At 28.4% G+C, this 20,946-nt stretch carries 17 protein-coding genes and 4 pseudogenes; 6 read left to right on the forward strand and 15 right to left on the reverse strand.

What is annotated here, in order from left to right:
* Positions 1 to 41 precede the first annotated feature (41 nt).
* Positions 42 to 812 carry an N-acetylmuramoyl-L-alanine amidase gene (locus tag EGD97_RS06600; RefSeq protein WP_164850170.1) on the forward strand — a complete coding sequence of 257 codons (771 nt, stop codon included), beginning with the start codon at positions 42 to 44 and terminating at the stop codon, positions 810 to 812.
* Between the two features lie 105 nt (positions 813 to 917).
* Here the strand turns inward: EGD97_RS06600 and asnA are convergent, their stop codons facing one another.
* The 4 genes from asnA to gltB all read right to left on the reverse strand — a co-directional run bounded on the left by asnA (position 918) and on the right by gltB (position 9,941).
* The gene (asnA, locus tag EGD97_RS06605; RefSeq protein WP_127836843.1) at positions 918 to 1,925 is read right to left on the reverse strand and encodes an aspartate--ammonia ligase; all 1,008 of its coding nucleotides are present in this window, start codon (positions 1,923 to 1,925) and stop codon (positions 918 to 920) included.
* Positions 1,926 to 1,992: 67 nt separating this feature from the next.
* Entirely contained in the window at positions 1,993 to 3,900 is a 1,908-nt protein-coding gene (locus EGD97_RS06610; RefSeq protein ID WP_078681821.1) for a type I glutamate--ammonia ligase, read from the reverse strand.
* A gap of 38 nt (positions 3,901 to 3,938) precedes the next feature.
* On the reverse strand, positions 3,939 to 5,357 hold the full coding sequence (locus tag EGD97_RS06615) for a glutamate synthase subunit beta (protein ID WP_127836844.1): 1,419 nt from the start codon (positions 5,355 to 5,357) through the stop codon (positions 3,939 to 3,941).
* 72 nt (positions 5,358 to 5,429) lie between these two features.
* On the reverse strand, positions 5,430 to 9,941 hold the full coding sequence (gene gltB / locus EGD97_RS06620; RefSeq protein WP_127836845.1) for a glutamate synthase large subunit: 4,512 nt from the start codon (positions 9,939 to 9,941) through the stop codon (positions 5,430 to 5,432).
* A gap of 429 nt (positions 9,942 to 10,370) precedes the next feature.
* Between gltB and glnA the strand changes: the two genes are divergently transcribed.
* Both glnA and EGD97_RS06630 read left to right on the forward strand, forming a co-directional pair.
* A complete protein-coding gene (gene glnA / locus EGD97_RS06625) occupies positions 10,371 to 11,690 on the forward strand; it encodes a type I glutamate--ammonia ligase (RefSeq protein ID WP_078681824.1) in 1,320 nt (439 codons plus the stop codon).
* Between the two features lie 35 nt (positions 11,691 to 11,725).
* Positions 11,726 to 12,295, forward strand: coding sequence for an ANTAR domain-containing response regulator (locus EGD97_RS06630; RefSeq protein WP_078681825.1), 570 nt, complete (start codon positions 11,726 to 11,728; stop codon positions 12,293 to 12,295).
* A 156-nt stretch (positions 12,296 to 12,451) separates the two neighbouring features.
* Here the strand turns inward: EGD97_RS06630 and cutA are convergent, their stop codons facing one another.
* The 4 genes from cutA to EGD97_RS06650 form a co-directional block, all read right to left on the reverse strand.
* A complete protein-coding gene (gene cutA / locus EGD97_RS06635; RefSeq protein WP_078681826.1) occupies positions 12,452 to 12,787 on the reverse strand; it encodes a divalent cation tolerance protein CutA in 336 nt (111 codons plus the stop codon).
* A gap of 308 nt (positions 12,788 to 13,095) precedes the next feature.
* Positions 13,096 to 13,773 carry an ATP-binding cassette domain-containing protein gene (locus EGD97_RS06640; RefSeq protein ID WP_078681827.1) on the reverse strand — a complete coding sequence of 226 codons (678 nt, stop codon included), beginning with the start codon at positions 13,771 to 13,773 and terminating at the stop codon, positions 13,096 to 13,098.
* Positions 13,760 to 15,256 carry a hypothetical protein gene (locus tag EGD97_RS06645; protein WP_078681828.1) on the reverse strand — a complete coding sequence of 499 codons (1,497 nt, stop codon included), beginning with the start codon at positions 15,254 to 15,256 and terminating at the stop codon, positions 13,760 to 13,762. Before EGD97_RS06645 ends, EGD97_RS06640 begins: the two co-directional genes overlap by 14 nt.
* A complete protein-coding gene (locus tag EGD97_RS06650) occupies positions 15,240 to 15,992 on the reverse strand; it encodes a hypothetical protein (RefSeq protein ID WP_127836846.1) in 753 nt (250 codons plus the stop codon). Before EGD97_RS06650 ends, EGD97_RS06645 begins: the two co-directional genes overlap by 17 nt.
* A 131-nt stretch (positions 15,993 to 16,123) precedes the next feature.
* Between EGD97_RS06650 and EGD97_RS12560 the strand changes: the two are divergent.
* The 3 genes and pseudogenes from EGD97_RS12560 to EGD97_RS12790 form a co-directional block, all read left to right on the forward strand.
* Positions 16,124 to 16,363: pseudogene (locus EGD97_RS12560) on the forward strand (IS982 family transposase); the annotation flags it as partial.
* 197 nt (positions 16,364 to 16,560) lie between these two features.
* Positions 16,561 to 16,743, forward strand: a pseudogene (locus EGD97_RS12785) (IS3 family transposase); the annotation flags it as partial.
* Positions 16,744 to 16,769: 26 nt separating this feature from the next.
* Positions 16,770 to 16,856, forward strand: a complete 87-nt coding sequence (locus tag EGD97_RS12790; RefSeq protein ID WP_407643131.1) for a hypothetical protein — start codon at positions 16,770 to 16,772, stop codon at positions 16,854 to 16,856.
* 31 nt (positions 16,857 to 16,887) lie between these two features.
* On the opposite strand, the pseudogene EGD97_RS06665 reads toward EGD97_RS12790, so the two are convergent.
* The 7 genes and pseudogenes from EGD97_RS06665 to EGD97_RS06695 form a co-directional block, all read right to left on the reverse strand.
* Positions 16,888 to 16,998 (reverse strand): annotated as a pseudogene (locus tag EGD97_RS06665) (IS200/IS605 family transposase); the annotation flags it as partial.
* A 117-nt stretch (positions 16,999 to 17,115) separates the two neighbouring features.
* Complete coding sequence (locus EGD97_RS06670; RefSeq protein WP_127836848.1) at positions 17,116 to 17,790, reverse strand: family 4 glycosyl hydrolase; 675 nt, start codon at positions 17,788 to 17,790, stop codon at positions 17,116 to 17,118.
* Positions 17,744 to 18,058, reverse strand: a pseudogene (locus EGD97_RS06675) (PTS transporter subunit EIIC); the annotation flags it as partial. The pseudogene EGD97_RS06675 and the gene EGD97_RS06670, both read right to left, overlap by 47 nt.
* 133 nt (positions 18,059 to 18,191) lie before the next feature.
* Positions 18,192 to 18,956 carry a MurR/RpiR family transcriptional regulator gene (locus EGD97_RS06680; RefSeq protein WP_127836849.1) on the reverse strand — a complete coding sequence of 255 codons (765 nt, stop codon included), beginning with the start codon at positions 18,954 to 18,956 and terminating at the stop codon, positions 18,192 to 18,194.
* A gap of 188 nt (positions 18,957 to 19,144) precedes the next feature.
* Entirely contained in the window at positions 19,145 to 19,639 is a 495-nt protein-coding gene (locus EGD97_RS06685; RefSeq protein ID WP_127836850.1) for a dihydrofolate reductase, read from the reverse strand.
* Positions 19,640 to 20,434, reverse strand: a complete 795-nt coding sequence (locus EGD97_RS06690) for a thymidylate synthase (RefSeq protein WP_078681834.1) — start codon at positions 20,432 to 20,434, stop codon at positions 19,640 to 19,642.
* 62 nt (positions 20,435 to 20,496) lie between these two features.
* Complete coding sequence (locus EGD97_RS06695; RefSeq protein ID WP_078681835.1) at positions 20,497 to 20,898, reverse strand: bacteriohemerythrin; 402 nt, start codon at positions 20,896 to 20,898, stop codon at positions 20,497 to 20,499.
* Positions 20,899 to 20,946: the final 48 nt, after the last annotated feature.

The following is a 20,946-nucleotide window of genomic DNA, read 5'->3' on the forward strand; positions in this document are numbered from 1 at the left end:
ATTAAATGAATATATTATATTGTAAAGGAGTTGAGATGTTTATGATAAAAATATATATTAGTCCAAGTACTCAAGAAAATAATGTTGGAGTATTAAATTATGGAACAGAAAAAAAACGAATGAATGAACTAGCTGATATAGTTGTACCTCTTTTGGAATATAATAATTTTACAGTTTATAGAAACAATCCAAATATGTCTTTGCAGAAAGTGGTTGAAGATAGTAATAATAAAAATGTAGATGCTCATGTAGCTTTACATTCAAATGCTGGTGGTGGGAGTGGATCTGAAATTTATTATACAAGTAATGCTGGGAAATTATTAGCTTCAAGTTTATATAAGTATATAGAGCCTCTTACCCCTTCTAAAGATAGAGGCATAAAAAATACTAATAAACTGTATGAATTAAATAATACAAAGGCTCCAGCAGTTTTAATAGAAATATCTTTTCATGATAATAGAGATGATGCTCGATTTATTATAAATAATATGCCTTTAATAGCTGAAGCTATTGTAAAAGGTATTTGTGATTATTTTAATGTAACATTTAAAAAACCACAACCTCAAAAATCTCAGCAAAGCAGTAAAACAGGAAAATTATATAAAGTTCAAGTAGGTGCTTTTTCTAAAAAAGAAAATGCTGAAAATTTAACAAATAAACTTAAATCTCAAGGATATAGTGTATATATGTATAAAGATACTGATAGCTTATATAAAGTTCAAGTAGGCGCTTTTTCTAAAAAAGAAAATGCTGATAAATTAGCGTCAAAATTAAAAGCAGATGGCTACAATACATTCGTATATGAAGATTAAACTTATAATAAAAAGACTAAACCAATTTTATATTGATTTAGTCTTTTTGATTTATACAAAATAAAATTTACTCTCTTTAAATTTTAATCATAAAATATTTTTTATTTATAAAAGATTTATACCTGCATTTTGGCACTTCTCAATTGTATCGCTATCCCAAAGAGATACTTGCACTTCGCCTATATGAGCTTTTGCAAGCAATAGCATACATAGCCTTGATTGTCCTATGCCTCCCCCCATTGTTAATGGAAGTTTTCCATTTAAAAGCATTTTATGAAACGGAAACTTACGTCTATCATCACAATTTGCTTTTGTTAACTGTTCATCTAAAGCCTTTGCATCAACTCTTATTCCCATAGACGAAACTTCAAATGCTCTTTGTAAAATATCATTCCAAAATAGAATATCTCCATTTAAAGACCAATCATCATAATCAGGAGAACGTCCATCATGTTTTTCTCCTGATTTTAATTTATCTCCTATCTGCATAATAAAAGCTGTTTTATGTTCTTTTAAATAAGCATTTTCACGTTCTTTAGGAGATAATAAAGGATACATATCTTCAAGTTCATAAGTTGTTACATAACTTATATTTCTATCTAAGACAACTGGAATTTGTGGAAATTCTTCTTTTAGTTTATCTAATGTATCACAAATTGCATTTACAATTAATTCCACAGTTTTCTTTAAATACTCTATATTGCGATCTTCTTTTCTAATAACCTTTTCCCAATCCCATTGATCTACATAAATTGAATGTAATTCATCTAATTCTTCATCTCTTCGAATTGCATTCATATCTGTATATAATCCTTCCCCAGCACTAAATCCATATTTATATAAAGCCATTCTTTTCCATTTAGCTAGAGAGTGTACTATTTCTGCTTCAGTTTTAATTTCCATAATATCAAAACTTACTGGGCGTTCTATTCCATTTAAATTATCATTTAGTCCTGTTGAAGGATCTACAAATAAGGGTGCTGACACTCTTTTAAGATTTAAAGCTTCTTTAAAATTATCTTCAAAAATTCTTTTAAGTTTTCCTATTGCAGTTTGTGTTTCATAAAGGTTAAGCACAGATTTATAACCTTTGGGAATTATTAATTTACTCATTATTTCAACTCCTTTGAAAATTTTATAAATATACTTGCTCTTTAAATATTTAAATAATATTTATTATTTAAATATCAACAAGATTTTTCTTATAAGAATAATAAAGCTCTCTTAACACTTTCATTTTCATATCTAATTCAAGTTGAAGATTTGATAATTTATCATAATCCTCTGAAGCTGAAGCTTCTTTTATTCTTGTAAATAAACTTTTACTTGTATAAGTATCTTTCATAAGATACATTCTTAATTCATTAATAGCCATCCAATTGCTTATATCAAGATCCAATGCTTTTTCTGGATTATGAAGCATCTTAAAACTTCTTATTTCGTCCATATAATTGGATATAATTCTATTATTTATTTCAGTTACCCATCTCTTAATTACTGCCATTTTATAACTTTCAATTATTTTAGAATTAAGAATTTCACCTTGATTTAAAACAGCAAGTTTTTCAGGATATTTAGAAAAAGCAGAGATATTTTCAAATACTGTTGCCGGAGCTTTACCAAATATAGCTTCTCTTTCTTTTTCTGAATAATGTTCAAATACATCTTCCTCTGACCTATAAGCTCTTCCTTTTTCTAAATAATCTGCATCCTCCTCTGGAGCTTTAGAAATCTCTTTAAGAAGATCATCTTCATTTTTAGAATTTTCTAATGCATACTTTATACCATCTATCATTGTTAAATACATAGTAGCAAGTGATAAATAAGTATTTGTATGAGGATTTGGGGCTCTTAGTTCAAAACGTGTAGCTAAAGGGCTTTGAATATCTCTTACTAAACCAATCAATACAGTTCTATTTCTAGATGGTTCTTCAACAGCATGACCTAAAGATGTAACTATACAAATTGGAGCTTCAAAACCAGGTTTTAGCCTTCTTAAAGAATCATTAGTTGCAGATACAAATGGATTAATTACTTCATAATTTTTTAATATTCCCATTAATGAAGCATAACCAAATACACTTAAATAATGTTTTTTAGTAGCAGTAAACAAATTAATTCTTTTCCCATTTTTAAGTTTTAATGCCATTCCTATATGAGTATGCTTTCCACTTCCTGCAACCCCTTCTATAGGTTTTGCTTGAAATGTAACATCCAGACCATTTCTTCTAAATACTTCTTTTACTAATGTTCTAACAAGTAAATCATTATCTGCAGCTTGAATGGCATCTGAATATTTCCAGTCAATCTCAAGCTGTTCCATTATATGGTTAAATTTACCTGATTCATCTATTTTGCCTTTAACTCCTCCAACTTCTTTATGTCCCATTTCAGGATCAAGTCCATATTTATTCATAAACATCAAACATTGTTCAAGAGAAGTTCTTACAGCTCCTTTTGTTCTTTTCCAATATTGTTCTTGAAGTGCTTGTGATGTAGATAATGCTTCTATTTCTTCCATTTCAGCTATATCATTAGGTGTCTTTACCCAAAATTCAAGTTCTGTAGCTGATGTAGCAACTACATCTTCTATATCATCAACAGATATACCATAATCTTTTAAAGTATGAGGATATTTTTTTAAAAGTGAAAAAAGCGTAGTTTTAAAATATTCAATAGATTTTTTTAATATATTTCTTGAATCAACAGCCTTTCCTTCATGAATAAGAAAGCATGGAATTCTTAGTGTACCTACTGGTTTCCCTGTTTCTTCGTCAATATTTTCAAAATTGTAATCAACATACCAATTAACATCTAAATCTGCAACCATATCTATTTTAGCGTTATTTATTGTTGCTATTCCTGGAAGAACAACAGATGAACCGTCAGTTTGAACAGAACCTTTTAAAAATGTAGTTATGTCATCAAGAAATATTTTTACAGGTATTTTTTCATCTGTATCATTCCCAGATAAATCTATTCCTACTAAAGAAACAAATTGTATTTCAGGATGAGATTTTAATATATTTGTAATTGTATCTTCTGAATGATTTTCTTTAGGAATTGTAAATATTAAATCTTTTAACATTATAAAACCTCCAATATATTATTAAAATATAAATATATTTATTTCATAAGATATTTGTCTACTGATTCTGCTGCCTTTAATCCATCACTTATTGCTCTTACTACAAGTGATTGTCCAGTTCTCATATCCCCTGCTGCAAAAATACCTTTTACAGATGTCATATAATTTTCATCTGTATATACATTACCTCTGTTATCAAGTTTTATATCAAGTTCTTTTAGCATACCTTCATATATTGGGTTGCTAAATCCCATAGCTATAAGCACTAAATCAACATCTTGTTCAAATTCGCTGCCTTGGATTTCTGTCATAATAAATTTCCCATTTTCATCTTTATCCCATCTTACCTCTGCTCCATAAAGCTTAGTTAATTTACCGTTTTTACCTTCAAATCTCTTTGTTGTAATACACCATTTTCTTATGCATCCTTCTTCATGAGAAGTAGATGTTTTTAATGTTCTTGGAAATTCAGGCCATGGCATAGAATCATCTCTACTTATAGGAGGTTTAGGGAGTATTTCATATTGATAAATTTCCTTTGCACCTTGCCTTCTAGCAGTTCCTATACAATCAGAACCTGTATCTCCTCCTCCTATAACAACTACAACTTTCCCTTTCGCATCTATATATTTATCTTTTAATTCTTTTCCGGCATTTTTTCTGTTTTGTGCTGTAAGATATTCCATTGCATAATATATTCCATTAAGTTCCCTTCCTTCTATATTAAGGTTTCTCGGAACTTGACAGCCTCCAGTAAGAATAACAGCATCAAAATTATGTCTTATACTATCTAAAGAATAGTCTTTACCTATTTCACAATTAGTTTTAAAAATTATACCTTCTTCTTCCATAATAGAAATTCTTCTATCAATTATATTTTTTTCAAGTTTAAAATCAGGAATTCCATATCTTAATAAACCACCAGGAGCATCATCTTTTTCAAATACCGTTACTTTATGTCCATAAGAATTAAGCTTTACAGAAACCGCCAATCCTGAAGGTCCAGACCCTATTACTGCAACTTTTTTACCAGTTCTTACTCTTGGAATATTTGGTTTAACCCAGCCTTTTTCATAAGCTTTTTCTATAATTGCTAGTTCTATATCTTCAATAGCTACAGCTTCCCTGTTAATACCTAAAGTACAAGAACCTTCGCAAAGAGCTGGGCAAACTCTTCCAGTAAATTCTGGGAAAGGATGAGTAATAGATAATCTTTTATAAGCTTTTTCCCATTGTCCTAAATATACCATGTTGTTATAATCTGGTATAAGATTTCCCAAAGGACAGCCATAATTGCAAAACGGTGTACCACAATTCATACATCTAGCCCCTTGAATTTTGAGTTTATCTTCGGGAAGCATTACTTTAACTTCTTTATAGTCTTTTATTCTTTCTTCTATAGGGCGTTTATAGGATGTTTCTCTTTTATATTCCTTAAATCCAGTTACTTTTCCCATATGACAACCATTCCTTTCGCTATGCTCAAGACACAAAATTTATAAATATATACTTCATCATTAAAATATAAACTACTTTTTTAGTTTTTTAGAAGCAAGTATTTCTTTATAAACTGTTGGAATAACTTTTTTAAACTTAACTATATACTCATCCCAATTATCCAATATTTTTTTAGCTTTTTTGCTATTTGTATATTCATAGTGCTCTATTATTATTTTATTAAGAGTATCTATGTCTTCATCTTCATGAAGTTTTTCTATTTCTATAAATTCCATATTGCATTTTTCTGAGAAATCTCCATTTTCATCAAGAATATAAGCTATGCCTCCGCTCATTCCTGCTGCAAAATTTTTCCCTGTATTACCAATAACAACTACAATTCCTCCAGTCATATATTCGCAGCAGTGATCTCCTACGCCCTCTACAACAGCTTGAGCTCCACTATTTCTTACGGCAAATCTTTCACCAGCAGAACCATTTATAAATACTTTGCCACTAGTTGCACCATATAATATGGTATTTCCTGCTATAGTATTTAAATCCTGATCAAAATCTGCATTTTTAGGAGTTTTTATTATTATTTTAGCTCCTGAAAGACCTTTAGCAACATAATCATTGGCATCTCCTTCTAATATTAAAGTTAGTCCTTTAGCTCCAAATGCTCCAAAACTTTGTCCTGCTGAACCTTTGAAATTAAAAACAATAGTATCTTCTAAAAGTCCTTCATGTCCATATTCTTTAGCAATTTTACCGCTAATCATAGCTCCTACTGAGCGATCTGTATTTCTAATTTCAAAATCTCCTTTTACAGGAATTTTCTCTTTAAGAGATTTTTCTGCAACCTGAATTAACTTATAATCTATTGTATTATGCAAATTATTATTTTGAGACATAACACAATAAGGTTTAATTCTAGTAGGCACATCAGGTCTATAAAGTATTGCCGAAAGATCTAAATATTTAGCTTTCCAATGATCAATTTCTGTGTTTATTTCAAGTTTATCGACTCTTCCAACCATTTCATTTATACTTCTAAATCCAAGTTCTGCCATAATTTCTCTTACTTCCATAGCAAGATAAGTAAAAAGATTTATAATATATTCAGGTTTGCCTTTAAAGTTTTTTCTAAGTTCAGGATCTTGAGTTGCTATACCCATTTCACATGTATTCATATGGCAATTTCTAAGCATAGTACATCCCATAGCTACCAATACTGATGTAGCAAATCCAAATTCTTCTGCCCCAAGAAGTGCAGCAATTACTATATCACGTCCAGTTTTTAACTGACCATCTGTTTGTATTCTAACTCTGCTTCTAAGATTATTCATAAGAAGCACTTGATGAGTTTCTGAAAGTCCCAGCTCCCAAGGTATTCCTGCATGTTTTATAGATGATATTGGAGATGCACCAGTTCCTCCATCATATCCACTTATGAGAATAGCATCTGCATGAGCCTTAGCAACACCTGCTGCAATTGTTCCAACTCCTACTTCTGAAACAAGCTTTACACTTACTCTTGCTGATGGATTAACATTTTTAAGATCATATATAAGCTGTGCTAAGTCTTCTATTGAATAAATATCATGATGAGGTGGAGGTGATATAAGATCAATTCCTGGAGTTGAATGTCTTACTTTTGCTATTACTTCATCTACCTTTTTACCTGGAAGCTGCCCTCCTTCTCCAGGTTTAGCTCCTTGTGCCATCTTTATTTGAAGTTCATTTGCATTTACAAGATATTCTGTAGTTACTCCAAAACGTGCTGAAGCTATTTGTTTAATAGCACTTCTTCTGCTATCACCATTTTCATCTTCTATATATCTTGTACGGTCTTCTCCACCTTCTCCAGAATTACTCTTCCCACCTAATCTATTCATTGCTATAGCTATTGTTTCATGAGCCTCTTTACTTATAGAACCAAATGACATTGCTCCTGTACAAAATCTCTTTACTATTTCACTTACAGGTTCAACCTCATCAATTGGAATAGGTGAATTATTTTTCTTAAATCTCAAAAGAGATCTTAAAGTGCAAAGATTTTTAGATTGTTCATTAACAAGACTAGTGTATTCTTTAAATATATCGTATCTGCCTTGTCTTACTGCTATTTGAAGTTTTGATATAGTATCTGGATTAAATAAATGAAATTCTCCATTTTTCCTCCAAGCATACTGTCCACCTGTTTCTAATTCTTTCATTGGTTTTCTTATATTGTTATAAGCATTTTTATGTCTTATAAGCACCTCTTGTGCTATTACATCTATTCCTATTCCTCCTATTCTAGAAGGAGTACCTTCAAAATAATTATCTATTAGTTCTTTATTAAGCCCAATAGCTTCAAATATTTGAGCTCCATGATAACTTTGAAGTGTACATATACCCATTTTAGATAATATTTTAAGTAATCCATGATTTAAAGCATTTATATAATTTTCTTTAGCTTTTTCAGCAGTAATTCCTGTAATATCACCTTCTTTAACCATATGTTCAATAGTTTCAAAAGCTAAATAAGGATTTACTGCAGTAGCACCATAGCCTATAAGCAATGCAAGATGCATTGTTTCTCTCATCTCTCCAGTTTCAACTATTATAGATACTTTTGTTCTTGTTTTTTCTCTTATAAGATGATGCTGTACAGCTCCTACAGCAAGTAAGCTAGGTATAGCTGCATCATAAGCATCTACTTTTTTATCGCTAAGAATAATTATGTTATACCCTTCACTTACTCTCTCAGATGCTCTTTCACAAATCTTTGTTAAAGCTTTTTTAAACCCTTCAACTCCTGTATCATATTTAAATGTTATTGGAATAACTGTACTTTTAAAATTTTTATCTTTTAAATTTTTTATTTTTGCCATATCTTTATTAGTGAGTACAGGACTTTCTATTTCAATAAATGGATTTTCATAAGTTCCCTTATTTAATAAATTTCCTTGAGATCCAATATAATTCATAAGAGACATAACTAATTCTTCTCTTATTGGATCTATTGGGGGATTGGTAACTTGTGCAAAAAGTTGTTTGAAGTAAGAAAATAAAAGCTGAGGTTTATTGGATAACACTGCAAGAGGAGTATCATTCCCCATAGAACCTATAGGTTCTGCTCCTGTTTTTGCCATTGTTCCTAAAATAATATTTAAGTCTTCTAATGTATATCCAAAAGCTCCTTGTTTTTCCATCAAACATTCAGTATTTACTATACAGTCATCTTCGGTTTCTTTATAATCTTCTAATCTTATTTTATTTTTAGCAATCATTTCAGCATAAGGTTTTTCCATACAAACTTTTTTCTTTATTTCATAATCTTCTATAATTCTTCCTTCCTTTGTATCAACGAGGAACATTTTCCCTGGTTTAAGCTTTCCTTTTCTTTCTACTTCTTCAGGTTTAATATTAAGTACTCCAACTTCTGATGCAACTATTACCAATCCATCTTTTGTAACAATATATCTAGCTGGTCTTAACCCATTTCTATCTACAACTGCTCCAACTTGAGCACCATCAGAAAAAATTATTGCAGCAGGGCCATCCCATGGTTCAATTAAAGAAGCATGATATTCATAAAAAGCTCTTTTGTAATCTTCCATTTTTTTATCATGTTTCCATGCTTCAGGTATAAGCATCATCATTGCATGAGCCATACTTCTACCATCACATTCTAAAAGTTCAAATATATTATCTAAAGACTCTGAATCACTACCGCTATTTTTAACTATTGGAAATATTTTTTTAATATCGTCTCCTATTATATCTGACTTAAGAACTCCTTCACGTGCATGCATCCAATTTCTATTTCCTCTTATGGTATTTATTTCACCATTATGAGCTAAAAATCTAAAAGGCTGTGCTAATCCCCAAGTTGGGAAAGTGTTTGTACTATATCTTTGATGCACAACTGCTATTGCACTTTTAAAATTAATATCCTCAAGATCTATATAGTAATTTCCAATTTGTTGAGCTACAAATAACCCTTTATAAACAATTGTTCTGCTTGATAAACTACATACATAAAAATACTCAGAGCCTCTTTTTACAAGCTTGCTTACTTCATTTTCAGTTCTCTTTCTAATAATATAAAGTGTTTTTTCAAATTCTTTTTTACTTTTGCAGTTACTTTCTATAAAAATCTGCCTTATTGCAGGTTCTGTTCCTTTAGCAGTTTCTCCTATTACTCCGTTGTTAACAGGTACATCTCTCCAACCAAGAACCTTTTGACCTTCTTCATATATAATCCTTTCAAAAATGCCCTCACACTGTAATCTTGCAGCAGGTTCTCGTGGTAAAAATACCATTCCAACAGCATATTGATTATCTTTTGGAAGTTTAATACCTAAATTTTCACAACATATTCTAAAAAACTCATCAGGAATTTGAGTAAGAATTCCTGCTCCATCGCCGGTATTTGGATCAGAGCCTACTGCTCCTCTATGAGTAAGATTATTAAGAACTTTTAATGCTTTTTTTATAATACCATGGCTTTTTTCACCTTTAATATTTGCTACAAATCCAACTCCACAACTATCTTTTTCATTACTTGGATCATAAAGTCCCTGTGGTTTTGGTAGACCCATTTCATAATTCATATATTGTCCCCCTATCTATATAACTTCATTAAAAACAACTGAAATTTTTATTTTATAAATGAAATTTATATAAAACAAAAAAACAGCAAAGACACCTAAGGTATAAACCCTACAGCGCCTTTGCTGTTTATGAAAATATTGTATCATTAAATTTTATATCTGTAAATATTAATTTTAAAAAAAATGAAATAATTATATTTAAAAATTTCAAAACAAATTCAATTTTGTATGTCTTATATAAAAACAAATATTGTAGTGAAAGTTTACAGTTTAATTCTTTCATGGATTTTGTTGACAAATTTATGTTTATATTATATTATAATTATAATGAACAAAGGCGTTCACGAAATAATTTATACTATTTCGTGAACGCTATTATTTTATATTGTAATATTATAACATAATCCTTTAAAGGAGGTTTATAAAAATATGACTTATACAATGAAAGAGATTTTACAATTTGTAAAAGAAAATGATGTTAAATTCATTCGTCTTGCCTTTTGTGATATTTTAGGCAATCAAAAGAATATATCTATAATGCCTCAAGAACTTGAAAGAGCCTTTGAAAGCGGCATATCTTTTGATGCTTCTGCAATTTCAGGATTTATGAATGTTGAAAAATCGGATTTATTTTTGCATCCTGATCCTTCAACTTTAAATGTTTTACCATGGAGACCGCAGCAAGGAAGTGTAATTCGTTTCTTTTGTGATATAAAACACCCTGATGATACTGAATATGAAGGGGATACAAGAAATGTTTTAAAACAAGCTATAAAACGTGCTGCAGATATGGGGTATACTTGCAAATTAGGAGCTGAATGTGAATTTTATCTTTTTAAAGAAGATGAAAATGGAAATCCTACAGATACTCCTTATGATGAGGGCAGCTATTTAGATATTTCACCCCTTGATAAATGTGAAAATGTTAGAAGGGAAATTTGCTTAACTTTAGAACAAATGGGAATAATGCCAGAAACATCTCATCATGAAGAAGGCCCCGGTCAAAATGAAATTGATTTTAAATATAGTGATGCACTTACAGCTGCAGATAATTTAATTACATTTAAATCAGTTGTAAAAGCTATTGCCTCTAGAAATGGACTTTTTGCTTCATTTATGCCTAAGCCAATAAAAAATAAAAGCGGAAGTGGACTTCATATTAATTTATCGCTTTTAAAAAATGGAGTTAATATTTTTAAAGATATTAATACCAAAAATAATTCTGAAGCCAAAAGTTTCATAGCTGGTATACTTGAAAGAATATCAGAAATAACAGCATTTTCTAATCCAATTACAAATTCATATGCACGCTTAGGAAGCTTTAAAGCTCCAAAATATATATCTTGGTCACAGCAAAACCGCTCTCAGCTTATAAGAATTCCTGCTGCCAAAAATGAATATTCAAGAATAGAATTACGCTCTCCAGATCCAGTTTGCAATCCTTATATAACATTTGCTCTTATTTTACACGCTGGACTTGATGGAATAGAAAAAGGACTTAAACTTTCTGAGCCAACTGACTTTAATATATACACAGCAGAACACACTAAACTTAACAATTTAAAAATTCTTCCTGAAAATTTAAAAGAAGCACTAGATATATTATCCCAAAGCAATTTTGTAAAAAATTTTTTAGATAAAAAAATGCTTGATAAATACTTAGCTATAAAGCTTGATGAATGGGAAAAATATATAACAAATATAGAAAATGAATATATAGAAAAACAAATGTATTTCAAATTTATTTAAGGCAGAATAAATAGGTAAAGTTGGTGAATGGGGATATGAATAGTGTACTTATTGTTTCAAGTTCAAAAAATACTAAAGTATTTTTTGATGAGCTTTTAAAAAATTCATATGAAGAAATGATAATAGCTAAAAATGGCAGCGAAGCTAGACGAGTTTTAATTGAAAGGACATTTGATTTATGCATTATCAATGCCCCATTATCTGATGAATTTGGAACGGATCTTGCAATAAATATAATAAATACAAATTTAATGCAGGTAATGTTAATTGTAAAAAGTGAAATTGCAGATGAAGTTTCTGCAAAGGTAGAAGATTTTGGTGTATTTGTTATATCAAAGCCTATTAATCGTCAAATCTTTTGGAATGCTTTAAAATTAATGACAGCTGCTCATAACAGAATACGTGGTTTAAAAGATGAAAATACTAAGCTGCAAAAGAAAATCGAAGATATAAAGTTCGTTGATAGAGCTAAATGTGTTCTTATTGAATATTTAAACATGTCAGAAGCACAAGCACATAAATTTATTGAAAAACAAGCTATGGATAGACGAATTACAAAAAAAGACTTAGCAATAGAAATTTTAAAATTTTACGGAAATTATTAAAATTTTTATCTTTATTTTAATATTGTTCATCATAATATTAAGGGAAATCATTAACTTCCCTTAATATTTATTTTTTAAATTAAGTTTTTAATAAATATTAAATTTTTTAGTTTTTTAATCACTATATTAGCATATTAGTATATAAAACTTTTCTAATTAAAACTCATCAATTGTAATTACAGGCATAACATTAATCACAGGTTTTTCATAAGGATGTACCTTTTTTATAGTTTCTACAGCTTTTTTGTAAATCTCTTTCTTGCAAGTAAATTCTACTTTTACCTCTTCAACTTCACATATTTCCCCTCTTTCTCCTTTAAAAGGATTTGCATCTTTAAGAGGTCTCCAAGAACCTTTTACCTTTGAAACTGCCATACAGTAATCATAAATACCGTCAACTGTTAAAGCATCTATTTTGTTTAATTCTTCACGAAGGTTATTAACATATTCCTCCGGTATAAAAGTTTCTATTTTTACTAAACTAAATTCCATATTTTAACCCCTTTCAAACATTTTCTATAATTTACTTAATTATAGCATTTATGTATAATTAATTTATATTAAATTTTTAAAATATAAATTAACCTGTTGTGCTAAATAAAAAATAATTCCTACTTATGCATATTTAGGTTTATTATTCCATGTTTTTAGTGCGTAGCACACTTAGATAGTCCAAATTAAATATTATGGATACATTATCTAAATATTAAAAGAGCCATCTGTTAAAAAGGTTCCAAAGATTGGAATCAGTTTTTTGCTGTATTCCAATTCTTAATTGTTTTTTGTTTATTGTATTATTGTTATTTAGTAAAAATAGAAAAATATGTATTTTTCAATTTATCATCAAAATGAACTAATTTCTTGTTCAAAATCATATAAATCTCGTCACATACTTTTTCTAAATACTCATGTTGATGTGAAGTTAATAAAATTGTTTTACCTTCTTTTTTTAAGTTTGATAATATTGACAAAACTTCAACATTGGTTTGAAAATCAAGTGCGTTAAATGGTTCATCTAGCATTATTATATCTTGATGTTCCATTATTGCTTGCGTAATACCTAATTTTTGTTTCATTCCAGAAGAATAGTTTTTTACTCTTGTCTTATCATTTGGATCTAATCCAACTTTTTTCATACATGTTTTTATATCATTATCAGATATCTTCCCTTGTATATCAGCTAATAATTTTAAATTTGTAAACCCATCATAAAAGTCAATGTATCCAGGTTGATTAACAAATAGTCCAACGTCTTCAGGGAAATTTAAGTCCTTACCTACTCTTCTTCCTCTAACATATACTTCCCCTTCATCTGCATATTCTAAACCTGCTATTATTTTAAATAGAACGCTCTTTCCTGTTCCATTACCTCCAACAATGCCTATAGTTTTTCCAGCTTCAATTCGCAATGATGCATCATCATATAAGACATTTTGCTTGTATTTTTTACATATATTCTTGATCTCAATTATTGACATGTTTTACCCTCCTCACATACAAAAAGATATAATATGCCAAAATAGCTACTATTAAAATGCTCGTTTTGAAGCACAATTTTCCGATTGAATTAACATTATCATACAAGTTAATGATACCAAAATTAATATTTAAATAGTTTATTTGTGGTGCAAGGAAAAAGATAAACTTAACTAACAACATCAAAATAACAGTTCCTACATCATTTATAAAGTTATTTAAAATTTCAAAAATAACAAACTCAAAAAGTAAATTTATAAAGAAAATACTAAGGTAAATATTTAATATTTTATTAGTAAATGCAATTCCAAATGTTTCAAATAGGTAATCACCAACATTTGTGGATCCTCCTAAATGAAATGTCAGATTTCCTATAATGAATAAGCTCAATGTATACAAACAAATGTATTTAATATATTCCTTTGAAAATGCATATTCAAAGGATGCTTTATTCTTAAATCTAATTAAAATTGGCGCTTGACTATATCTTTCCACCCTACTATCTGCAATTCCAATAAAAAACAGAGGTAGCATATACATAATCGTTAATCTCATCCAACCTATAAAAGATATAGAGTTTTCACTTATTCCAAACATAGTGGTCAACATTACATCTCTTATATTAAAACTACGAAATATTTCTAATAATATCAAAACAAGCACAATGCTTAAGGTTATTATTTTTTCTTTTCTTGTAATGATAAATGAATTAAACCCAGAATGCTTTATTTTTTTACCAAAGCAAAACATTACTACTCCTAAGCCAAACAAAATCACTAATATAAATTTTGCAATACCGTTTACAAACAATCCATGGTGAAGCAGTATAAAATTATTAAAACAAACTACAGGTAATATTGTTTTAAGTTCTGTTTTAAAACCTATGAATGTCATAACATAAACAATAACGGAAACAACTATTACTTTCTTATATCCAAATCTATAATTAACATAAGAGAGCAACGACAATAATACCATAAATCCAAAAATATAATATAAAATAATGGAAATTATAGCGATATACGGGCTGTGAAAATTTTCTATATACTTGTTTAAAAGCAAAATCAATTCATTATAACCTGTTAAATCAATGGCTTTTAATTGAAAGTTCAATCCAAATGTTCCAATTCCAATAACAAATAATATTAACAAGTGTAAAATAAAATATACAAATAACCACTGAATGTATTCATTAACAGTACTTCTGATTTGGTGGAATGAATTTCTATATCTTATGATTTCTATCTGACTAATACCTTTTATATGTTTTGCAATAACAATAAATAGAATTGGTAGTACACAGTATAATACATAATAATGGTTTGTGAGAATTATCATTATATAACCCCAAACTCCCATGTTTATATTTTTAAAATATTTTAATTCACGCCCACAAATAAAACACAAAACAAAAAAATTTATAAGGAGCAAAATTTTATTTTCACTAAATATTCTAAAAATGAATCTCTTATTTTTCCCTTTCATAACTACCTCTTAACACCACCCAAGTAATTATGATAATTGTTATGGAAACAAGGATACCCATACATATGTTACTAAATTTCATTGCATCAGGTTTTAGACGGTTTAGAACAAATGTTGTTGTTAGACTGTATTTTGATAAACCTAATATTGAAGTAAAGAAATTTTCTAAAAGAACATATACAAATGGCGTAAGTAAAGCTAAAAATAAATTTTCTATATAAAGTGCCGATATCTGCGCAAATAAGCAAATCAATATTCCTATAAACGCTTTTTGTAATGACCATATTATTCCAAAAGCAATGGGGTTCACCATTTGCATTTCTCCAAGAAGATAGCCCATTAAAGTTGGTTTATCCCCTACCTCTATCACATCTGCAATTACATTAGAGAATGTCACACCAACAACATTTACTAAAAATACCATAGTAAAACACATTATAATTGAAGAAGTTATTTGTATAAATAAATATTTACCCTTGGACATTCGCAGAGGTACATATTCTAAAAAATTATCTTTTTTCATAAAAAATATGCCAAAGGCGAATGGTAAACTTACAATCAATCCAAAGAAAAAGTCTATTGGTTCTGAAGCATATTCATATGGGCTTATTTTATAATATATCATGCTATTAGAGTTATAATACGCTATTAATAGCAATAAAGCAGCAACATATATTACACTCGTAATTAGCACAGGCATCATTTGTCTTTTTATAGAATTCAAGTATAGCCTCATCGTATTCCTCCAAGTCTCAATATTTAAAATAGGAGACTATTTATTATAGAATAATCTCCTATGACTGCTAGTTGCTTTTGTTTGATAACTTATGTAACCTTTACCATTAACTCTACCAACTGTAGTGCTATGATTCAGAGAATGCTTGGGTTGCCTATTGCAAAAAGAATTTAAAAGAATTATTTCCAAGCTTCTGTAGTCAAACTAAATTCAACAGAACCCGTAGGCCATTGCATAAAACCATAGAACTAATAAGACATAACCTCACAAAATGTTTTGGATATCATTATGATTATTTTAGAATCGTAGACAGAATGCCTATATATGCTTGTAAGTTTGGTAGAGCAAGATTTCACAAGACATATAGAGGATGTGTATCATATGAATGTACTATCATAGTAATATAAATAACTTGTCTACATTTATAATGTTACCCCCCCTATTACAAAAATGTCAATAATTTTCATATTCTATATTTTTACAATATTCGTCATATATTTATCAAATGATCTATTTATTGAAATCTATTTTCATCTTATTCAACCACTGCTTCAACCTCCATTTCATTGTTAATGTTGCTGGTAAATGGCATTATAATTATATATGTTTATTAATCAACCTCTTTAACAGAGAAATAATAGGTTATTCAGTAGGTGATAAAAAAGATGCTGAGTTAGTTTATGAATCATTTATGAGCACTAATATAAATTTAACTAAAGTAAAAGTATTCAATACTGATAGAGGATTAGAAGAATAAAAAAAGATTTAAGAGGTTACGTGTTATGGTATAGCTATAAACGTATTCATAGTTCATTAAATTATATGACTTCTGTAGAATATAGTCTAGCAAAAATGACCGAATAATAATTGTACAAAAAAAGTGTTGATAATCCACTCCTATATCAGCTTTGATTTTTCCATAAATTATTTGTATTTTATACTTTGAGGCAAAAACTATATGATATTTACAATTCCATTTGCTATGTGCTAAACTACTATTATCCATATTGGATATACCTCCTTTGTATCTTTAGTTGTGGTCGGCGAACCTACTACTAATTTTACATCGGAGGTTTTGTTTTTTCTATTTATAACTAAAAGCTTTATTATATAACTTAATTTATTATTGAAGTTTTGGCCAATAATCTTTATTTGCTTCAATAAGGTCATCAAGTATATGTTTGGCTTGAAAAGCAGATTTAACTGTTTTGTTCATTGTTAAAGCCATTAATGCTTTCATATATGAACCTTCAATTGCTGCATCTACAAGTAACTTTTCTGATGCTAATTGCTGCTCAATTAAACCTTTATAAAAAGTCGGTATTTCTCCAATTCTTACTACTTCTGGTCCATTTGAAGTAATATATGCTGGTACTTCAACCATTGCATCACTTTGTATATTAGATATTGCTCCTTTATTTTCAACTATAACTAAAAATCTTTTTCTTAAATTGAAAGCTAATGACATAGCAACATCAACTATAAATTGGCCATGTACACCTACATAAAAAGCATTTTTATCTAATTTCCCAGTTGCAATATATTTATCAACTGCATCAAATAATTTTTTTTCCCTTCCTTCCATAACTTCATTCGCTCTTGTTTTCACCTTATTAGCATGACCAACTATATAGTCAGATAATAAATAATACTGCATATATGGGTTAGGTAAATATTCTGAAAACATTTCAACTAAGTATTTAATATTTCCCCAAGTCTTTAGCCATGATGGATCAGAGTGTTGTGAATCTACTTTTGACATATCTTGCATAAGATAATATTGCTGTGAATGCTGCATGAGACTTTTTCTCTTTAGCTAGTCCTATTGAAAGACCAACACAAAATATGAGCCCTAAATTTGTTAATATGGATACTAAAGAACCTGACAACATCTTTCCAAATCCGTATATTATAGGATTTTTCATAAATGGTAATAATGCTGCAAGCTTTACATTTGTAAGTACATTACCCAAAGCAATTAAAAGACCTGCAATTGGAAGAATAAGAATAGGTACAAACATACCTTTTGAAAACTGTTGCATTGCATCTAAAACTTTTTTTTTCATAAATTAGCCTCCTCATTAATTTATTTTTTAATTGTTAATATAACTTTTATAGTTTTATTATATTAACATCGTTTTCATAAAAAAATAGTTTTCAAACATAAAAAAACATGTTATCTCATAAAATAACATGTTATCATTTACATTTATCTGATTTTTTAAAATATTTAAATATAATATATTCTATAAACATATATACGTTTGGAAAAAAAGTATTTGGATAATAATTTTTATCATCTAACTTATTCATATCAAAAATTTTAAAACTTATGTCTGCTAATCTAGCGATACTATTTTCGATTTCTCTTGTAATTGAAATCACTTTAATTCCTCTTTTTTTAGCTGAATTTACTTTATCAAGAACAAGCTTAGTTTCTCCAGATTTTGATACTACAACTAAAACCTGCATGTCTTCTAAATGATTTTCAAAAATTCCTATAGAATCTCCACCACTTGAAAATATACTTTTTTTCCCTATTATAAGAAGTCTATTACTTAAATATTCAGCTGGTAACCTTGAAAATCCAGTTCCGTAAACAAATATAACTTTATTTTTTACATTCATCAATATATCTACAAAATCATCTACATCTTCATCAGATATATACTGAAGAAAATTATCTAAATCTATACCTTTAATAACATCTACTTCTTTACGAACAGATTTAATTTCATTACTTATCATAGGCATAAAATTATATACCATATCTATAAAGCCATCATATCCAAGTTTTTTAGCAAGTCGCATGACTGTTGATGTTGATGTAAAGTTTTCTTTTGCAACTCCTCTAACCCCAAGCTTTATAACATTATTTATATTATTTACTATATATTCTAATACTTGATATTCTAATTTAGTTATATCTTTATTATTAATAATCTTATCTAAATCTGGTTTCATAAGATTTCATCCTCACTAATTAATTTAATTATTATGTATCCTTAATATAAACAATACTTAACAATTTTAATAAAATTATATGTTGCAAATAGTAAAGAAAAAGATGCCATATAGGCAGCTTTCTTTTATAATTTAAATTTGTATTAATATATGAAAAATATTGATAAAAAATAACAAAACATTTTAATTCAAGCTCTTTCTAAGGTTAAAAAAGTATGTTTATATTTATTTTTTTCATCAATCATGCCTTCTTTTATTTCTATAATATTCCACTTTGATTTATCATATTGTGGAAAAAAGGCATCTCCTTCAAAGTTTTCATAGATTTCTGTTAAATATATCTTTTTTGCATAAGGAAAAAGACTATTAAAAATTTGAGCTCCCCCTATGACAAAATACTCTTCATTAGAATCTACATATTTCATAATATCATCAATACTATATATAACTTCTACATTTTCATTTTCAATTTTATAATTTTTGTTTTGTGTAAGAACTATATGTTTTCTTCCTGGAAGAATTTTTTTTAAAGATTCAAAAGTTTTTCTTCCCATAATTATAGTTTTGCTTTTAGAAAGAGTTATCTCTTTAAACCTTTTTAAATCATTAGGAAGGTGCCAAGGCATTTCTTCATTTTTACCTATAACATTATTATTTGCAATAGCAACTACAAAGCTCAGCACTTAAACTGCCACCTCCATTTTTATAGCTGGATGATATTTATAATCAATAAGCTTTATATCATCTATAGTAAAATCATAAAAATTTTTAATTTCTGGATTTATCCAAAGTTTAGGTGCATCGTAAGCTTCATTTTCTCTTGTAAGCTGAAGTCTCATTCCTTCTACTTGATTTTCATAAATATGAGCATTATTTATAACGTGAGTAAATAATCCTGGTTTTAAACCTGTTACTTGAGCTATTAAATGAACCAAAACTGCATATTGAGTCATATTAAAAGGTCCTCCAAGAGGTACATCCATAGAACGCTGAACAAGCATACAGTTTAATCTTCCATCTGTTACATCCCACATGGTCATAAAGGCACAAGGATGAAGCGTTCCACCATCAAGATGTGGTATTTGCCAAAGACTCATAATATGTCTTCTGCCTTGAGGATCTTTTTTTAAACCTTCAATAAGTTTATCTATTTGATTATATTCTTTAACTACCCATCCATAAGCAGTACCTATAGTTCCATCTTCCTTCATCCATTCATCCCATATATGTACATTTTGCTCCTGAAGTTTTCTAACATCATTAGATTGATCTTTATATATCCATAGAAGCTCTTTTACAGCAGTCTTAAAAGCAACAAATTTTGTTGTAAGTATAGGGAATTCTTTTTCTAAATTGAATTGAAACATTTTATGAGGAAGCTTATATGTTGGTATACCTGTCCTATTTTCTTTTTCATAATATCCATTATCTAATATATCTCTAACTAAACTTAAATACTGTTTATCTGCAATGCTCATGGTTTTAATCATCCTTTCTATATATTAAAAATTAATATATATATTCAACGTAAAAAATAAATTTAATCTTTTTTGTAAAGTGCTATTAATTTATCATGTTCTAATATATGTTCACTTATCCAATTTACTATAAAATTAAGTATTTCCATAATAGATTCATCTTGATTAGTATCAATGCTATTTAAGTCTATATTGTTTATAGTATTAACAAAATCTTCATGATAAACTTTATGAGATAAGTATTTTTTATATCCTATACTAATCATATATTGTTCTTCAAAATTAAAATGAAATACAGTATAATCTTTAAGTTCTTTTAATATATCTACAATGTCGTCGTATTTGTCTATTTTAAATTCATTTTTTAATAAATTATAAGCTCTTTCTGCTATTTCAAATAATTTCTTATGTTGCTCATCTATCATTTCAATACCTAAAGCATATTTTTCATCCCATTTTATCATAAAGCACCACCCATTTTTATTTATTACTATGATATAAACTATATCAAT

This window comes from Clostridium prolinivorans, from assembly GCF_004011155.1.
In the GTDB taxonomy this organism is placed as follows: Bacteria; Bacillota; Clostridia; order Clostridiales; family Clostridiaceae; genus Clostridium_AT; species Clostridium_AT prolinivorans.

Coding starts and splice junctions, on each gene's coding strand:
- EGD97_RS06610 (WP_078681821.1), bottom strand. CDS start 3,900: ATGTTAAAAGATTTAATATTTACAATTCCTAAAGAAAATCATTCAGAA.
- EGD97_RS06600 (WP_164850170.1), top strand. CDS start 42: ATGATAAAAATATATATTAGTCCAAGTACTCAAGAAAATAATGTTGGA.
- EGD97_RS06650 (WP_127836846.1), bottom strand. CDS start 15,992: ATGAGGCTATACTTGAATTCTATAAAAAGACAAATGATGCCTGTGCTA.
- EGD97_RS06640 (WP_078681827.1), bottom strand. CDS start 13,773: ATGTCAATAATTGAGATCAAGAATATATGTAAAAAATACAAGCAAAAT.
- EGD97_RS06690 (WP_078681834.1), bottom strand. CDS start 20,434: ATGAGCATTGCAGATAAACAGTATTTAAGTTTAGTTAGAGATATATTA.
- EGD97_RS06615 (WP_127836844.1), bottom strand. CDS start 5,357: ATGGGAAAAGTAACTGGATTTAAGGAATATAAAAGAGAAACATCCTAT.
- EGD97_RS06670 (WP_127836848.1), bottom strand. CDS start 17,790: ATGCAGCATTCACAGCAATATTATCTTATGCAAGATATGTCAAAAGTA.
- asnA (WP_127836843.1), bottom strand. CDS start 1,925: ATGAGTAAATTAATAATTCCCAAAGGTTATAAATCTGTGCTTAACCTT.
- cutA (WP_078681826.1), bottom strand. CDS start 12,787: ATGGAATTTAGTTTAGTAAAAATAGAAACTTTTATACCGGAGGAATAT.
- gltB (WP_127836845.1), bottom strand. CDS start 9,941: ATGAATTATGAAATGGGTCTACCAAAACCACAGGGACTTTATGATCCA.
- EGD97_RS06645 (WP_078681828.1), bottom strand. CDS start 15,256: ATGAAAGGGAAAAATAAGAGATTCATTTTTAGAATATTTAGTGAAAAT.
- glnA (WP_078681824.1), top strand. CDS start 10,371: ATGACTTATACAATGAAAGAGATTTTACAATTTGTAAAAGAAAATGAT.
- EGD97_RS06630 (WP_078681825.1), top strand. CDS start 11,726: ATGAATAGTGTACTTATTGTTTCAAGTTCAAAAAATACTAAAGTATTT.
- EGD97_RS06680 (WP_127836849.1), bottom strand. CDS start 18,956: ATGAAACCAGATTTAGATAAGATTATTAATAATAAAGATATAACTAAA.
- EGD97_RS06695 (WP_078681835.1), bottom strand. CDS start 20,898: ATGATAAAATGGGATGAAAAATATGCTTTAGGTATTGAAATGATAGAT.